This window comes from Pseudomonas fluorescens, assembly GCF_018614655.1.
Taxonomy (GTDB): Bacteria; Pseudomonadota; Gammaproteobacteria; order Pseudomonadales; family Pseudomonadaceae; genus Aquipseudomonas; species Aquipseudomonas fluorescens_BX.
The window spans coordinates 153,254-168,438 of sequence record NZ_JAGGOG010000016.1 but is presented as its reverse complement, the minus strand read 5'-3'; the positions used below and the strand labels follow the sequence as shown (position 1 = coordinate 168,438).

Genomic DNA, 15,185 nt, shown 5'->3' with positions numbered 1-15,185 from the left:
TTATTTCGTTTGCGGGGCAGCGCGGCTCACGGCTTAGATAAAAAGAAGCACCCTCACTTGCGAGTCCGAGATCCATGAGCCGCGAAACCATCAGCCAGTCGATTTCCATCGTCCACCCCATTAGCCTCAGCCACGGCAAAAACGCTGAGGTCTGGGACACCACCGGCAAACGCTACATCGACTTCGTCGGGGGCATCGGCGTGCTCAACCTCGGCCACTGTCACCCGCGTATCGTCGAGGCGATTCGCGAGCAGGCGACAAAACTCACCCACTACGCCTTCAACGCCGCGCCCCACGCGCCCTATATCGAACTGATGGACCGCCTCACCGCCTTCATCCCGGTGGATTACCCAGTCAGCGGCATGCTCACCAACAGCGGCGCGGAGGCGGCGGAAAACGCCTTGAAAATCGTCCGTGGCGCCACCGGCCGCACGGCGGTCATCGCCTTTGACGGCGCCTTCCACGGCCGTACCCTGGCCACGTTGAACCTCAACGGTAAGGTCGCGCCCTACAAACAAAAAGTCGGTGTGCTGCCTGGCCCGGTGTATCACCTGCCCTTTCCCAGCAAGGATAACGGCGTGACCTGCGATGAGGCGTTGAAGGCCATGGAGCGGCTGTTCAGCGTAGAAATCGATGTGGATGACGTCGCCTGCTTCATCATCGAACCGGTACAGGGCGAAGGCGGTTTCCTGGCCCTCGACGTGGAGTTCGCCCAAGCCCTGCGGCGCTTGTGCGATGACAAGAAGATCCTGCTGATTGCCGATGAAATCCAGTCCGGTTTCGGCCGCACCGGCCAGCGCTTCGCCTTCTCGCGCCTGGGCATCGAACCGGACCTGATCCTGCTGGGCAAAAGCATTGCCGGCGGTGTGCCGCTGGGAGCGGTGGTGGGTCGCAAGTCGTTGCTCGACACCTTGCCCAAGGGCGGCCTGGGCGGTACCTATTCCGGCAACCCGATTGCCTGCGCAGCGGCGTTGGCCACCCTTGATGTCATGACGGATGAACACCTGCACAGCTGGGGCACGCAGCAGGAAGAAGCGATCGTTGGCCGCTACGCGTCGTGGCGAGCCAAACAGCTTTCACCCTACCTGGGCCGCTTGACCGGCGTCGGCGCCATGCGCGGCATCGAGTTGGTCAACGCCGATGGAACACCGGCATCCAAACAACTGACCCAACTGCTGAGCCTGGCACGGGATGCCGGTTTGCTGCTGATGCCCAGCGGTAAATCCCGCCACATCATCCGCCTGCTAGCGCCGTTGACCATCGAACCCGCCGTGCTGGAGGAAGGCCTGGATACTCTTGAAGCTTGCCTGGCTGCACTGGATTGAACCGCCAAACCCAGGATGACCTCAGGGACTGACATAACGAATTATGGTCGCTTGTCGTGGGCAATTTTGCCCGGCAATACTGGCCGATATCCCCTCTACCTGACGAGATCAGTACCCCTGACAAGCCAGAGGCATCCATGTATCACGACAATATAATTTATAAAAAGAAGTCCAATGATCCTCGGTTCCTGCTCGGCGTAGCCGTCGTGCTGTTCCTCGGCGCGTACCTGATGAACCTGGGTAACAGTGCCCTGAGTCATTTCCTGCAGCCCCTGTTGGGTAACGCGCCGGACAGTTTGACGGCGCGCAATATCGCCATCGGCCTGGCCATTGCCGTGCTCGGCACACTTAACTTTCATGTTCTGGGACGCTTGAAGCTCAAGGTGCAGACGACGGTGGTCTGGGTCGAGTTGCTGATCCTGTTCCTGGCGTTCTTCGACACCTTCAACCTCTCCTACAGCTTCATCTTCGACAAAGTGGGCTTCCTGATCATCCAGGGCGCGGCCACCACGCTGTATATCTCTGCCATCGCCATCGTGATTGCCTTCGTCCTGGCGCTCATCGGTGCCGTGGCCAAGCTGTCGAACAACGGTGTGGCCAACGCGCTGGCCTCGTTCTACACCTCGTTCTTTCGCGGTGTGCCGCTGCTGATCCAGATCTACCTGATTTACCTGGGCCTGCCACAACTGGGCTACGTGGTCGACGCGGTGCCGGCCGGTATCCTGGCCTTGTCACTGTGCTACGGCGCCTACATGACGGAGATTTTCCGCGCCGGTATCCAGAGTATTCCGGTGGGCCAGTGGGAAGCCTCCCGAGCCCTGGGCATCAGCCCGTTCAAGACCTTGAGCCGAGTGATCATGCCCCAGGCCTTGCGGGTGATCATCCCGCCCACCGGCAACCAGTTCATCGCCATGCTCAAGGACAGCTCCCTCGTCTCGGTGATCGGTGTCTGGGAGTTGATGTACCTGGCCAAGACCCAGGGCCGCGCCGACTTTCGCCACCTGGAAATGCTGATCACTGCCGCAATGATTTACTGGGCGATGTCCTTCATCCTCGAACGGGTGCAGGCGCGGATTGAAAAACGGGTCAACCGATCCACGGCAAGGGGTTGAACCATGACGACTCAGATTCATATTACCGAGCGCCCGACCCTCGCCCCGTCGATGATCGCCATCACCGGCCTGAACAAGTGGTATGGCAATTTCCATGCGCTGCGTGACGTCGACCTGAACGTCGCCAGCGGCGAAATCCTGGTGGTGTGCGGCCCATCGGGCTCGGGCAAATCCACGATGACTCGCTGTATCAATCACCTGGAAAACTTTCAGAAGGGGCATATCCAGGTCAACGGCATCACCCTCACCAGCGAAGCGGAAAGCGTCAGCGCGGTGCGCCGGGAAATCGGCATGGTGTTCCAGAGCTTCAACCTCTTCCCACACCTCAGCGTCCTGGACAACCTGACCCTGGCCCCGCAGCTGGTGCAAGGCGTGTCCTCGGCCGAGGCGAAAAAACGCGCCCAGGTTTACCTCGAACGCGTGCGCATTGCCGAACACGCCCACAAGTACCCGTCCCAATTGTCGGGCGGCCAACAGCAGCGAGTGGCGATTGCCCGGGCGCTGTGCATGAACCCCAAGGTCATGCTGTTCGACGAACCCACCTCGGCGCTGGACCCGGAAATGGTGCATGAAGTGCTGGAGGTAATGGGCGAGTTGGCCACCGACGGCATGACCATGATCTGCGTGACCCACGAGATGGGGTTCGCCAGCAAGGTCGCCGACCGGGTGCTGTTCATGGACCAGGGCCAGGTCATCGAACAAGCCACCCCCGCCGAATTTTTCAACAACCCGCAGACCGAACGCGCGCAGAAATTCCTCTCGCAAATCATCGGTCACTGAGTGCCGCTTTACCCATAACAATAACCAGACGTGGAGATGGACATGCTCAGCAAACAACGCGCAATCACCCTGGCGGCAACCCTGTCGCTGCTGTTCGTCGGCACGGCCAACGCCGGTGCAGTCCTGGACAAGATCCAGAGCAGTAAACAAATGACCGTGGCGACCTCGGCCATCTGGCCACCCCAGGGTTTTATCAACGACAAGAACGAAATCGACGGCTTCGACATCGACGTGTCCAAGGAAATCGCCAAACGCTTGGGGGTGGAGGTCAAGTTCATCACACCGGACTGGGACGTGATCACCGCCGGCAAGTGGAATGGGCGTTGGGACATGTCCGTGGGCTCCATGACGGCGACTAAAAGTCGTGCACGAATTCTCGATTTCCCGGCCACTTACTACTACGTGCCCTATGTGTTCGCGGTGCACAACAAGTCCACCGTCACCGACCGCCAGGCCCTCAATGGCAAGACCATTGGCGTAGAAGGCGGCACGACGTCCGAGGACTGCCTGAATCAGGCCCTGGCCATCGAAACCAGTGATATTCCGCCTGCCTCTTGCGACGTCAAGGCCGGCAAACTGAAGACTTACGCGGGCTCCCTGGCACCACTGGACGACTTGCGCCTGGGAGATGGCGTGCGCCTGGACGCTATCCTCACCCAGCGCAGCACCCTGGAAGCGGCGATCAAGAAAAACTACCCGCTCAAGGCGATCGATGGCGTGGTGTTCTACGAGCCATTGGCCATTGCCACCGACAAAGGCGACGCGGAACTCAAGGCCAAACTCGCCGAAATCGTCGGTGCCATGCATGACGATGGCACGCTGAGCAAGCTGTCGACCAAGTGGTATGGCGTGGACTACTCAACCGTCAAATAGCACTGCACACAACCATTGGCTGACGAATCCCCTGTGGCGAGCGGGCTTGCCCGCGTTGGGCTGCATAGCAGCCCTGAAACCGGCCACGGAACGCTGCCTGAACAACGCGTTGTTCTTACTGGGACCGCTTCGCGGTCCAACGCGGGCAAGCCCGCTCGCCACAGGGATCCGTGTTCACGAAAATAACGGCAGATACCTCTGTACTGAGCTTTGAAGGAATGACCATGCCCACTACCTGGTACTCGCAAACTTCGCTTCCCCGTGTACCGCGCCCTAGCCTGAGCACCGACGAAACCTGCGACGTGTGCGTTATCGGCGCGGGAATCGCCGGCCTCACGGCGGCGCTGGAGCTGACCCGGCGCGGCAAACGGGTGATCGTCCTCGACGCCCATCACATTGCCTGGGGCGCTTCCGGACGCAATGGTGGCGTGGTTTCGCCGGGCTGGGCCGAAGGGTCAGGGGCCATCCGCAAAAAGCTTGGGCTGGAACACGCCCAGGCCTTGTTCAACCTGTCGGCTGAAGGTGTCGAGATCGTGCGGCATAACATCACCGATCTGGCGCTCCCCGGTTGCGATCCCGCACCGGGCACGATTCGGGTCAAGCGCTACGACGACAGCGTCAGCGTGAAAAACCATATCGAAAGCATGCGCCGGGACTTCGGCTATGAGCTCAACTACCTCGACACCCACCAGGTACGCGAGCGGGCCCATACCCAACGCTATTACCAGGGCGTCGAAGACCCCAAGGCCCTGCATTTTCATCCATTGAATTATTGCCTGGGCCTGGCCCAGGCGATCGAAGCCGCTGGAGGGCGGATTTTCGAACAGTCGAAAATGCTCGCCTGGCACCGCGAAGGTAATGACCGCATAGTCCAGACCGCCGATGGCACAGTGTGCTGCAAGGACCTGGTGTTCTGCGCCGGTGGCTACGGCGGCGCGGAGTTGCAAAAGCTCAGCCGCGCCTACCTGCCCATCGCCACCTACGTGGTGCTGACGGAACATTTGGGCGATGGCATCAAAAACGTCCTCGACTCCAACGCAGCCTTCTCCGACGACCGTCGCGCCTCAGACTATTACCGCGTCGTGGAAGGTGATCGCCTGCTGTGGGGCGGGCGTATCACCACTCGCAACGAACAGAACGAACAAGCCCTGGCAGCCATGCTCAAGGCCGATATGGTCGCGGTGTATCCACAACTGGCACCAGTGAAGATTGAACTCGCCTGGTCAGGCCTGATGGGCTACGCGACCCACAAAATGCCCAACCTGGGACTGCTGGAACCGGGCGTGTGGGCCTGCACCTCGTTTGGCGGGCATGGCCTGAACACTGGCTCCATCGGTGGCCGGGTAATCGCCGAAGCTGTCTGCGGCGAGACCCGCAGGTATGAGCTATTCAAGCCCTACCTGCTGCCCTGGAACGGCGGGCCGTTCGGGCTGGTCGCGGCGAATGCCATCTATCGCTCATTGAAGGTGATGGACTTTGTGCAGGAGCGGCTGCGCTCTTAGTTAGTACCATGCCTTTCAAGGCCTTTGAAAAGTCAGTCGTATCAGGCCAGGGATGAAGATCTAACCGGCGACGTAAAACCCTTATGGGAGTTGTCGATCTTCACTGCCTTGAGCTGGATGTTTCACCGTATTGGGCTGCGCGATCAAAGGCCTTGAAAGGGCTGGTTTGTACCAGGAAATGGGCTATGAAATACGCGCCTTCGAGATGGGCAAGCGCCTTGATCAAACAGATGGATGATCCAATGAAGGCAGAGTGCTGCCTTGACCTGATCCGCCTCCCCGCTGAAAATGCCCGACGCTTTTCCCGTCTCCCCGTTTAACGAAGTAGTGAAATTTCAATGTCTGATGCCCGTATCGAAGAATCCGTAGACACCTTGCAGTCCAAAGCTGAATACGAAAACGCCATCAACCTTTCACAGCACGTGCCAGCGGCCAAGAGCATCAGTGAGATGGTGCTGGACGCGTTCCACACCTCCAAGGAAAGCGACCAGATCCGCGAACTGCGCCTCGCCATCCGCCAGGCCCACGACGCCTTCGACGACGACAAGGCCTACGACCTGATGGGCCAGCTCAAGCAGCTCAAGGACGCCGAAGCCGCCGACAATGCCGCCCTGGAAGACCTGAACAGCAAGTTCTCCATCAGCCGCATCCTGTCCAGCTTCAAGGACGACCCCGAGTTTCAGGAGCTGGTCTACGGCCTGGCCCTCAAGGTGCTGAACCAGACTCACCAGGCCATCAGCAACCCGAGCGCAGGCAAAGGCAAGGCTGCACGGGCCAAGAAAGAAGCCGAAGTGTTCGCCATCAGCAAGGACGGCATCAGCGTTACCCTGCCGCTGCGCTCGCCACGTTCCAAGCCGAATGTCGACCGCGAGGCGTTTGAGTTCCTCGGTTTCAGCTTTGTGGGTGAAGGTGATGAAGCGGAACTGGAAGTCGAGACCTTTGTGGATAACGCTGGCACCGAACAGCCGTTGACTCGCAAAAGCATCGTCACCGCGTTGCAGCAGCAGACCGCGTTCGACGGGTACAGCATCGCCCAGCAGTAAGCCGTTTCACGTCCGTTAAAAAGCCCCGTACTTCTCTCGAAGACGGGGCTTTTCAGTGTCATGCCTATCCGGCCAGTTTGCTTTTCAGGCTCTGCATGACTTCTGTTTTGTTTTCCAGATAATCATTCAAGCCTTTAGCGCGAAGATTGCAGGCATCGCAGTTGCCGCAGCCACTGCCGATAATGCCGTTGTAGCAGGTCAACGTCTGATTTCGAATCAAGTCCAGTTGATTGTGGTAATCCGCCAACGCCCACGTCTCTGCCTTGTTCAGCCACATCAGCGGCGTTTCAAGGCGCACGTTGTATTCCATGCCCAACTGAAGGGCTTTATTCAGCGCTTTGACAAACTCGTCACGGCAATCCGGATAGCCGGAGAAGTCGGTTTCACACACACCGGTGATGACCGTCTCAGCCTGTACTTGATAGGCATAAATAGACGCCAGGGTTAAAAACAGAATGTTTCTTCCCGGCACGAACGTGCTTGGCAGGCTTTCACCTGAACTGTTTACCGTCGGCACCGGGATGTTGTCGCGGGTGAGGCTGCTGATGGCCAACTCATTGAGCAAAGAGGTGTCGAGCACTTTATGCACGGTGGCGCCTAGCTGCTTTGAGAGCTTCTGTGCGACTTCAATTTCCGCAACATGGCGCTGACCATAATCAAAGGTAATGCAATGCACTTCGTCATACAGAGGCAGCGCCTGGATCAAACAGGTCGTCGAATCCTGCCCGCCACTGAATACGATCACGGCTTTTTTCTTCATCATTCTGCTTCCTGCATTAAGAGCAATCACAACAGTTTAAACGGCCCGTTGAAGGGCACTCAATAAAAAACCCCGCGTTTCTCTCGAAGGCGGGGCTCTTTTACTGCATTACCACTCAGTGCGCGTAGGTCACCAGCAGTTCACTCGGCACCCGGAAATCCAGGGACATCATCACGCTCAAAGCGGTGATGGTGAAGATCGAGAACACGAACAGCTTGCGCGCCCAGACGGTGTCATCCACCGCCTTGTAGCCGGTCCAGGCCATGTACAACCAGTACATGCCCATGGCGGCGGCGACGGCGAGGTAGCTCATGCCGGCGTAGCCACTGAAGGTCAACATCAAGGTCGCCACAAGGAAGGCCAGGATGTAGAGCAGGATGTATTTCTTCGCGACCTGGATGCCGCGCTTGACCGGCAATACCGGAATCGAAGCTGCCAGGTAGTCGTTGAAACGGAAGATCGCGATGGCGTAAGAGTGCGGCATCTGCCACAGGCTGAACATCACCAGTAGCACCAGCGCGGCCATGTCGAAGCTATTGGTCACAGCCACATAACCAATCACCGGCGGCATCGCCCCCGACAGACTGCCCACCAGCGTGCCGTGAACCGACTTGCGCTTGAGGTACAGGCTGTAGAGGCCGACGTAGATGACAAAGCCGATCACGGCAAACAGCGCCGCCAGCGGATTGGCCACCTTGTACAACAGCACCACACCGGCAACACCCAGGACGGTCGCGAAGATCAGTGCCAGCTTCAGGGAGATGAGGCCCTGGACCAGCACACGATTCTTGGTGCGCTCCATCTTGATGTCGATGTCGCGGTCGATGCAGTTGTTGAACACGCAACCGGAAGCCACCACCAGGGACGTGCCAATCATCGCAGCCAGGAAAATGGCCAGATCGACATGTCCCTTGGAGGCCAGGAAGAAGCCGCCTGCCACAGAAAGCACGTTACCGAAAATGATCCCCGGTTTGGTGATTTGGATAAAGTGCTTAAGCGACATCGGGTCTTACCTCACTTCGCCATCATGAACGTATGGATGCTGAACATGATCCATACCGACAGGCCAACCAGCAGGAGGATTACCAAACCTGCGAACACGAACGCAATCACGTTATCGCGCTGAGCCTTCGAACGGTCCAGGTGCAGGAAGTACACCAGGTGAACCAGAACCTGAATCACCGCGAATGCCAGAACGATCATCAGCGTGATGGATTTCGGCAGAGTCGGGTACATCACCAGACCGAACGGAATCAACGTCAGGATTACCGACAGGATGAAGCCGATGGCGTACGACTTTACGCTGCCGTGGCTCGCATCATGGCTGTCATGGGAGTGCGAATTAGCCATTACAGGGTCCCCATCAAGTAAACAACGGTGAAGACGCAGATCCAGACCACGTCCAGGAAGTGCCAGAACAGGCTCAGGCAGCTCAGGCGAGTCTTGTTGGTGTTGGTCAGGCCGTGCTTGTTGACCTGATACATCATCACCGCCATCCAGATCAGACCGGCAGATACGTGCAGACCGTGGGTACCGACCAGCGTGAAGAACGCCGACAGGAAGCCGCTGCGGCTAGGGCCGTAGCCTTCGGAGATCAGCAGGTGGAACTCGTTGATCTCCATGCCGATGAAGCCCAGGCCGAACAGGAAGGTCAGCGCCAACCAGCTCAGCACGCCCTTCTTGTTGCCCCGGTAGAACGCCAGCATGGCGAAGCCGTAGGTGATCGAACTGAACAACAGCAAGGCGGTTTCGCCGAGCACGTAAGGCAGTTCGAAGATGTCGTGGCCCGACGGGCCACCCGCTACGTTGTTTACCAGTACCGCGTACACCGCGAAGATCGACGCAAACAAGATGCAGTCGGTCATCAGGTAGAGCCAGAAACCGAAGACGGTCATCGGGCCCGAGTCGTGGTGATGGTCATCGTGCCCATGGTCATCGACATGGGCGTGTCCAGCATTGGTCACTAAGTTCGACATGGTTTAAGCCTGTTCCAACGAGGTTTCAACACGGTTGGCCGGGATCTTCTTCTCGGCTACCAGGCGAGCGTGTTGCTCGGCTTCGATGCGTTCGATCACGTCGACCGGCACCATGTAGCCTTGATCGTCACGGGCAGCGTGGACGACGAAGTAACCGATGGTACCCACCAGACTAACGATGGCCAGCCACCAGATGTGCCAGATCATCGCGAAACCGAACACGGTCAACAGCGCGCCCATCACCACGCCAGTGGCGGTGTTGTTCGGCATGTGGATCGGTTCGTAGTGAGCCGGCTTCTGGTACGCAGTACCATCTTCCTTGGCTTCAGTGAACGGATCGATGCTGTTGGCTTTGGGCAACACAGCGAAGTTGTAGAACGGAGGTGGCGAGGAGGTCGACCATTCCAGGGTGTGTGCATTCCATGGGTCGCCGGATTCGCACATGTTCTGCTTGCGATCACGCACGCTGACATACAGCTGAATCAACTGGCAGGCGATACCGACAGCAATCATCACCGCACCGAACATGGCGACGTACAGGTACGGCACCCACTCAGGGTTGGTGGTGGCGTTCAGACGACGGGTCATGCCCATGAAGCCCAGTGCATAGAGCGGCATGAACGCGACGAAGAAGCCCGAGATCCAGAACCAGAATGCAGCCTTGCCCCAGCCTTCGTGCAGCTTGAAGCCGAACGCTTTCGGGAAGTAGAAGCTGAAACCTGCGATGTAGCCGAATACCGCGCCGCCGATGATCACGTTGTGGAAGTGAGCGATCACGAACAGGCTGTTGTGCAACACGAAGTCAGCACCCGGGATGGCCAGCAGTACGCCGGTCATGCCGCCGATGGCGAAGGTCACCATGAAGCCCAGGGTCCACAGAACCTGGCTGGTGATGCGCAAACGGCCGTGGTAAATGGTGAATAGCCAGTTAAATAGCTTCACCCCCGTCGGGATCGAAATCAGCATCGTCGCCAGTCCGAAGAACGCGTTGACGCTGGCCCCCGAACCCATGGTGAAGAAGTGGTGCAGCCAAACCATGAAGCCCAGCACCGAGATCGCGCCCGAGGCGTAGATCATCGAGTGGTGACCGAACAGGCGCTTGCCGGAGAAGGTCGAGATCACTTCAGAGAAGATACCGAACGCTGGCAGGATCAGGATGTACACCTCAGGGTGACCCCATGCCCAGAACAGGTTCACGTACATCATTGGATTGCCACCAAGTTCATTGGTGAAAATGTGGAAATCCAGGTAACGGTCAAGCGACAGCAACGCCATGGTTGCAGCCAGAATCGGGAACGAAGCAACGATCAGTACGTTGGCCCAGGTGCAGGTCCAGGTGAAGATCGGCATGTCCATCAGCTTCATGCCAGGGGCGCGCATTTTCAAGACGGTGGCCAGGAAGTTGACCCCCGTCAATGTCGTCCCGAGTCCTGATAGCTGTAGCGCCCAGATGTAGTAGTCCACACCCACGCCCGGACTGTATTGCAGGCCCGACAATGGCGGATACGCAACCCAACCGGTCTTGGCGAATTCGCCGACGCCCAGGGACAGGTTGATCAGCACCACGCCGGATACCAGCAGCCAGAAGCTCAGGGAGTTCAGGAACGGGTAGGCAACGTCACGCGCACCAATCTGCAGCGGCAAGGCAAGGTTCATCAGGCCGGTGAAGAAAGGCATCGCCATGAAGATGATCATGATCACACCGTGGGCGGTGAAGATCTGGTCATAGTGTTCAGGTGGCAGGTAGCCAGGCGAACCTTCGGTGGCCATAGCCAACTGGGTACGCATCATGATGGCGTCGGCAAAACCACGCAGCAGCATGACCATGGCAACGATGACGTACATGACGCCGATTTTCTTGTGGTCGACGGAAGTCAGCCACTCGGTCCACAGGTAGGTCCACTTCTTGAAGTAAGTGATACCTGCAAACAGTGCCAGACCACCCAGCGCGATCATGGCGATGGTCACCATCACGATCGGCTCGTGGAACGGGACCGCATCCCAACTTAATTTACCAAACATCGTTTACTCCTCTGCCCCAGCAGTTGAATGCGAGCCCGTGTCAGAACCTTCAACCGCGGCCACTTCTTTCTTCTCGTGCTTGACCGGCTTGCCTGGCTTCATACCTTCGTACTTGTCGACGATTTTCTGAAACAGGTCCGGCTCGTACGTGGAGTACAGGGCGACTGGGTTGTTTTGGCTTGGTTTGGCAAGGGCTTCGTATTCAGCTTGATCAAGCTGTTTAGGTGCGGCCTTGACTTCGGCTACCCAGGCGTTGAAGTCTTCCTGGCTCGTCGAGATCGCTTTGAATTTCATGCCGGTGAAGCCAGCACCGCTGTAGTTGGCGGAGATGCCTTCCATTTCAGCTTTTTCGTTCGCGATCAAGTGCAGGCGGGTCTGCATGCCTGCCATCGCGTAGATCTGGCCGCCGAGCGCAGGGATGAAGAACGAGTTCATCACGGCGTCGGAGGTGATCCGGAAGTTAAGCGGGGTGTTTTCCGGGAACTGGATCTCGTTGACCGTGGCGATACCCAGGTCCGGGTAGATGAACAGCCACTTCCAGTCCAGCGCGACCACTTCGATGTTGATCGGCTTGACGTCGGAGTCCAGCGGACGGTAAGGGTCCAGCTCGTGGGTCGACTTATAGGTGATGTAACCCAGGGCGATGATGATGAGTACCGGGACCAGCCACACCGCGATTTCGATCTTGGTGGAGTGCGACCACTTCGGCGCGTAGGTCGCCTTGGTGTTGGACGCGCGGTATTTCCAGGCGAACGCGAACGTCATGATGATCACGGGCACCACGACCAACAGCATCAGCAGGGTGGCAGTGATGATCAGGTTTCGTTGATCCAGACCGACCTGTCCTTTTGGGTCCAGCAAGGTCCACTTGCAGCCTCCCAGCATTAAAAACATGCCGAGCAGCGGCAAAAAGCCTAGTAATCGGGGGTACCTGTTTTTACTCATCTCACGACCTCTAAAGCAGCTTGCGCAATGCAGTTGGGTTTTGATCGCCAACACTTCACCCTGCCAAGGGTTGGCATTTCTCTTCGATTGAATAAGGGCCCGCTCGTCACGCTATGCGCGATCGACACGTCCGGGTTAGCGGGAAGTTCTTATTCGAATTCGTGGGTCAAAGGCCTTGTTACAGACCAATTCCATTTGGTGCGGATAGTTGAAGGCTGCCGGCACCTGGGGGTCGCATGAAGCAGTTCCTGCGCCTCTCGACCGCCCTGAAACTCATGGGATGAGCAGCACCGGACATTCAGTGCGGGCGATTGTAGATAGGTAAGGATGTAGAAACCATGTCTTATCCAGAAATAATTTTTATCGTTTCCAGCAATAATCCTTCACCATTATTGCAAAGGTGCGCGATCGTATCGCGTTTGATTCTCAACAAAAACCCCAAAAAGTGCCGTGTTATAGGGCATTACGCCACAGCCCCTACACCTCGTAAGGGATTAGGAAACGCATCCAAGCCCCCTAAAAACAAGGCATTCAGACATCAGCCAATGTCATGGACAGCCTGTGGCTCGTGGCATTGCTCAAACGATGAACTGACAGCCAGAATTCTCGCGCGGATGCAAATTTACTTAGCTGCCTAAGGGGTGGGAAACCTCCTGCGACATCTCCACTGTGACAACATGTCGCACACTGCGCGCACCCAAACTTGCCCCGCATCACGGTCCCTTCACAAAATGCCTACAAACAAAAACGCCCCGGCCTTCTTTATAAGGAAGGCCGGGGCGTTTGATTGTTTACGGCTCAGGCTTTGTTCTGGCGATTGCGGTAAATGCCCAGCGGTACCAGGATCACCGTCAGCACAAAGGCCACCAGCGCCCATTGGGCCAGGGACAGGCCGAGGATCGGTGGGTAAGGCGTGCTGCAGAAACCATCCACCTGAAAACCCAGGGGAAACACCTTGGCCAGGGGCAGATCATCGACAATCGGCTGCAGCACATCGATACCACAGCTGACCTGGGGGTAGAACTGGGTGTACACATGATGGCCCGCCGCGGCCACGCCACCCAAGGCACTGAGCACTACCAGCCCTTCAAACAGCGTGACGCCGCCCCGGGTGCGCATGGCGGCGCCGATGAACGCGAAAACTGCGATCAGCAGCAAGGCATAGCGTTGCAAGATACACAGCGGGCACGGCGCCTCGCCCAGCACCACTTGCATGTACAGCGCCCCGCCGATCAGCGCCAGGCAGATAATGCCCAGCAGCACCAGAAAGCGTCGTTCCCGTCCCAAACGCATGTCGTTACTCATCCCCGTATCCCTTTGCCAATAATGGTTGCTGCCAATGGCCGCAAGTTTACACGCCGCGCGTGAACGTTGAGCAGTTGGCGTCACAAGCGTTAAACAGAAGGGTTAACGGCGGATTAATCCCAGGCAATGAGGAACAGAATGTGGGAGCGGGTTTGCTCGCGAAGACGGTGTATCAGTCAATCCTTCTGGGACTGAACCACCGCCTTCGCGAGCAAGCCCGCTCCCACACAAGCCCGCTCCCACCTATTCGACCATGTGGGTCCTAGTGATTTATTCCAACGCCGCCGCCGGCCCAAAGAACTCATACCGGCTCTGCTTCTCCGGCACACCCAGAGCTTTGAGGTGACGCTTCATCGCCGCCATAAACCCTTTAGGTCCCAGGAAGTACGCATCCACGTCCCGCTGCTCAGGCAACCACGCCGCCAGTTGCTCCTCGCTCAGCATCCCCACCTTGTCCGCCGCCGGGCTCACGCCATCGTCTTCGGCATAGCAATAGAAGCGCTTGAGCTGCGGATGACGCGCAGCGAGGGCGTCCACCCAATCACGGAACGCATGCACCTCACCGTTACGGGCGCAGTGGATAAAGTGCACCGTACGCTCGGTGGCCAGCGCCGCTTCCAGCATCGGCAGGGTTGGGGTGATGCCAACACCACCGCTGATCAACACCAGCGGCTTGTCGCTGGCCACCAGGGTGAACTCGCCCGATGGCGGGAACAGGTCAATAGTTGCACCGACCTGAAACTGATCATGCAGGTAGTTGGACGCCCGTCCACCGTCTTCACGCTTGACGCTGATGCGGTACTGCCCCTTGTCGCTAAGCGCCGACAGTGAATAGTTGCGGCGCACTTCCTCGCCATCGAGCAGCAATTTCATACCGATATACTGGCCAGGTTCAGCCGCCAGGATCGGGCCTTTATCCACAGGTTCGAAGTAGAAAGAGATGATTTCACTGCTCTCCTCCACACGTTTGACCAAGGTAAACGACCGCGCACCGCGCCAGCCGCCCGGCGCCTGGGCTTTCTCGTCGTAGATGGCGGCTTCGGCCCCGATCAGGATATCGGCCAGTTGGCCATACGCGGCGCCCCAGGCACTCATCACTTCAGGCGTGGCAATCTCGCTGCCCAATACTTCGGAAATTGCCCGCAGCAGGCAGGTACCGACAATAGGGTAATGCTCCGGCAGGATCTGCAGGGCCACATGCTTGTTGATGATCTTCGCCACCAAGTCGCCCAACTGGTCCAACTGGTCGATGTGGCGGGCGTACATCAGCACGCCGTTGGCCAAGGCCCGGGGCTGGTCGCCGCTGGCCTGGTGTGCCTGGTTGAACAGCGGGCGAACTTCCGGGTACTCGGACAGCATCATGCGGTAGAAATGGGTGATCAGGGCTTCGCCGCCACTTTCCAGCAGGGGCACGGTGGATTTGACGATGGCACGGTCTTGGGCACTAAGCATGGCAGACTCCTGAGTCTTCTTACTGATTACCCTTTGTTACTCAGTATTCGTGCCAACTTATAATCAGTTATAAATCAATGACTTAAATTA

The 15,185-nt window shown here is 57.9% G+C and carries 14 protein-coding genes; 6 read left to right on the top strand and 8 right to left on the bottom strand.

Annotated elements, in window-relative coordinates; translation table 11 throughout:
• The first annotated feature begins 74 nt into the window (after nucleotides 1–74).
• From J7E41_RS16730 to J7E41_RS16705, 6 genes are all read left to right on the top strand, one after another.
• Nucleotides 75–1,325: a 2-aminoadipate transaminase gene (locus J7E41_RS16730; RefSeq protein ID WP_214994464.1), complete on the top strand. Its 1,251-nt coding sequence runs from the start codon at nucleotides 75–77 to the stop codon at nucleotides 1,323–1,325.
• 137 nt (nucleotides 1,326–1,462) lie between these two features.
• On the top strand, nucleotides 1,463–2,437 hold the full coding sequence (locus tag J7E41_RS16725; RefSeq protein ID WP_214994462.1) for an amino acid ABC transporter permease: 975 nt from the start codon (nucleotides 1,463–1,465) through the stop codon (nucleotides 2,435–2,437).
• Between the two features lie 51 nt (nucleotides 2,438–2,488).
• Nucleotides 2,489–3,217, top strand: a complete 729-nt coding sequence (locus J7E41_RS16720) for an amino acid ABC transporter ATP-binding protein (protein WP_214994768.1) — start codon at nucleotides 2,489–2,491, stop codon at nucleotides 3,215–3,217.
• 42 nt (nucleotides 3,218–3,259) lie between these two features.
• Nucleotides 3,260–4,090, top strand: coding sequence for a transporter substrate-binding domain-containing protein (locus J7E41_RS16715; protein ID WP_214994460.1), 831 nt, complete (start codon nucleotides 3,260–3,262; stop codon nucleotides 4,088–4,090).
• A gap of 218 nt (nucleotides 4,091–4,308) precedes the next feature.
• Nucleotides 4,309–5,592, top strand: coding sequence for an NAD(P)/FAD-dependent oxidoreductase (locus J7E41_RS16710; RefSeq protein WP_214994458.1), 1,284 nt, complete (start codon nucleotides 4,309–4,311; stop codon nucleotides 5,590–5,592).
• Between the two features lie 338 nt (nucleotides 5,593–5,930).
• Complete coding sequence (locus J7E41_RS16705; RefSeq protein ID WP_214994456.1) at nucleotides 5,931–6,635, top strand: hypothetical protein; 705 nt, start codon at nucleotides 5,931–5,933, stop codon at nucleotides 6,633–6,635.
• Nucleotides 6,636–6,699: 64 nt separating this feature from the next.
• Here J7E41_RS16705 and queC read toward each other — a convergent pair whose 3' ends face one another.
• From queC to hmpA, 8 genes are all read right to left on the bottom strand, one after another.
• Nucleotides 6,700–7,395 carry a 7-cyano-7-deazaguanine synthase QueC gene (gene queC / locus J7E41_RS16700; RefSeq protein WP_214994766.1) on the bottom strand — a complete coding sequence of 232 codons (696 nt, stop codon included), beginning with the start codon at nucleotides 7,393–7,395 and terminating at the stop codon, nucleotides 6,700–6,702.
• A gap of 115 nt (nucleotides 7,396–7,510) precedes the next feature.
• Nucleotides 7,511–8,398 (bottom strand): heme o synthase, encoded by an 888-nt coding sequence (cyoE, locus tag J7E41_RS16695; RefSeq protein ID WP_214994455.1) that lies wholly within the window; start codon nucleotides 8,396–8,398, stop codon nucleotides 7,511–7,513.
• 11 nt (nucleotides 8,399–8,409) lie between these two features.
• The gene (cyoD, locus tag J7E41_RS16690; RefSeq protein ID WP_214994454.1) at nucleotides 8,410–8,745 is read right to left on the bottom strand and encodes a cytochrome o ubiquinol oxidase subunit IV; all 336 of its coding nucleotides are present in this window, start codon (nucleotides 8,743–8,745) and stop codon (nucleotides 8,410–8,412) included.
• Nucleotides 8,745–9,371 carry a cytochrome o ubiquinol oxidase subunit III gene (locus J7E41_RS16685; protein WP_214994453.1) on the bottom strand — a complete coding sequence of 209 codons (627 nt, stop codon included), beginning with the start codon at nucleotides 9,369–9,371 and terminating at the stop codon, nucleotides 8,745–8,747. Before J7E41_RS16685 ends, cyoD begins: the two co-directional genes overlap by 1 nt.
• A gap of 3 nt (nucleotides 9,372–9,374) precedes the next feature.
• Nucleotides 9,375–11,393, bottom strand: a complete 2,019-nt coding sequence (gene cyoB / locus J7E41_RS16680) for a cytochrome o ubiquinol oxidase subunit I (protein ID WP_214994452.1) — start codon at nucleotides 11,391–11,393, stop codon at nucleotides 9,375–9,377.
• A 3-nt stretch (nucleotides 11,394–11,396) separates the two neighbouring features.
• A complete protein-coding gene (cyoA, locus tag J7E41_RS16675; RefSeq protein WP_214994765.1) occupies nucleotides 11,397–12,338 on the bottom strand; it encodes a ubiquinol oxidase subunit II in 942 nt (313 codons plus the stop codon).
• 798 nt (nucleotides 12,339–13,136) lie between these two features.
• Nucleotides 13,137–13,643, bottom strand: a complete 507-nt coding sequence (locus tag J7E41_RS16670) for a disulfide bond formation protein B (protein WP_214994450.1) — start codon at nucleotides 13,641–13,643, stop codon at nucleotides 13,137–13,139.
• 270 nt (nucleotides 13,644–13,913) lie between these two features.
• Nucleotides 13,914–15,095: an NO-inducible flavohemoprotein gene (hmpA, locus tag J7E41_RS16665; RefSeq protein ID WP_214994448.1), complete on the bottom strand. Its 1,182-nt coding sequence runs from the start codon at nucleotides 15,093–15,095 to the stop codon at nucleotides 13,914–13,916.
• Nucleotides 15,096–15,185 lie beyond the last annotated feature (90 nt).

Excerpts from the sequence above, each read along its gene's own strand:
- J7E41_RS16730 (WP_214994464.1), top strand. The coding sequence starts at position 75 with ATGAGCCGCGAAACCATCAGCCAGTCGATTTCCATCGTCCACCCCATT.
- J7E41_RS16725 (WP_214994462.1), top strand. The coding sequence starts at position 1,463 with ATGTATCACGACAATATAATTTATAAAAAGAAGTCCAATGATCCTCGG.
- J7E41_RS16720 (WP_214994768.1), top strand. The coding sequence starts at position 2,489 with ATGATCGCCATCACCGGCCTGAACAAGTGGTATGGCAATTTCCATGCG.
- J7E41_RS16715 (WP_214994460.1), top strand. The coding sequence starts at position 3,260 with ATGCTCAGCAAACAACGCGCAATCACCCTGGCGGCAACCCTGTCGCTG.
- J7E41_RS16710 (WP_214994458.1), top strand. The coding sequence starts at position 4,309 with ATGACCATGCCCACTACCTGGTACTCGCAAACTTCGCTTCCCCGTGTA.
- J7E41_RS16705 (WP_214994456.1), top strand. The coding sequence starts at position 5,931 with ATGTCTGATGCCCGTATCGAAGAATCCGTAGACACCTTGCAGTCCAAA.
- queC (WP_214994766.1), bottom strand. The coding sequence starts at position 7,395 with ATGAAGAAAAAAGCCGTGATCGTATTCAGTGGCGGGCAGGATTCGACG.
- cyoE (WP_214994455.1), bottom strand. The coding sequence starts at position 8,398 with ATGTCGCTTAAGCACTTTATCCAAATCACCAAACCGGGGATCATTTTC.
- cyoD (WP_214994454.1), bottom strand. The coding sequence starts at position 8,745 with ATGGCTAATTCGCACTCCCATGACAGCCATGATGCGAGCCACGGCAGC.
- J7E41_RS16685 (WP_214994453.1), bottom strand. The coding sequence starts at position 9,371 with ATGTCGAACTTAGTGACCAATGCTGGACACGCCCATGTCGATGACCAT.
- cyoB (WP_214994452.1), bottom strand. The coding sequence starts at position 11,393 with ATGTTTGGTAAATTAAGTTGGGATGCGGTCCCGTTCCACGAGCCGATC.
- cyoA (WP_214994765.1), bottom strand. The coding sequence starts at position 12,338 with ATGAGTAAAAACAGGTACCCCCGATTACTAGGCTTTTTGCCGCTGCTC.
- J7E41_RS16670 (WP_214994450.1), bottom strand. The coding sequence starts at position 13,643 with ATGAGTAACGACATGCGTTTGGGACGGGAACGACGCTTTCTGGTGCTG.
- hmpA (WP_214994448.1), bottom strand. The coding sequence starts at position 15,095 with ATGCTTAGTGCCCAAGACCGTGCCATCGTCAAATCCACCGTGCCCCTG.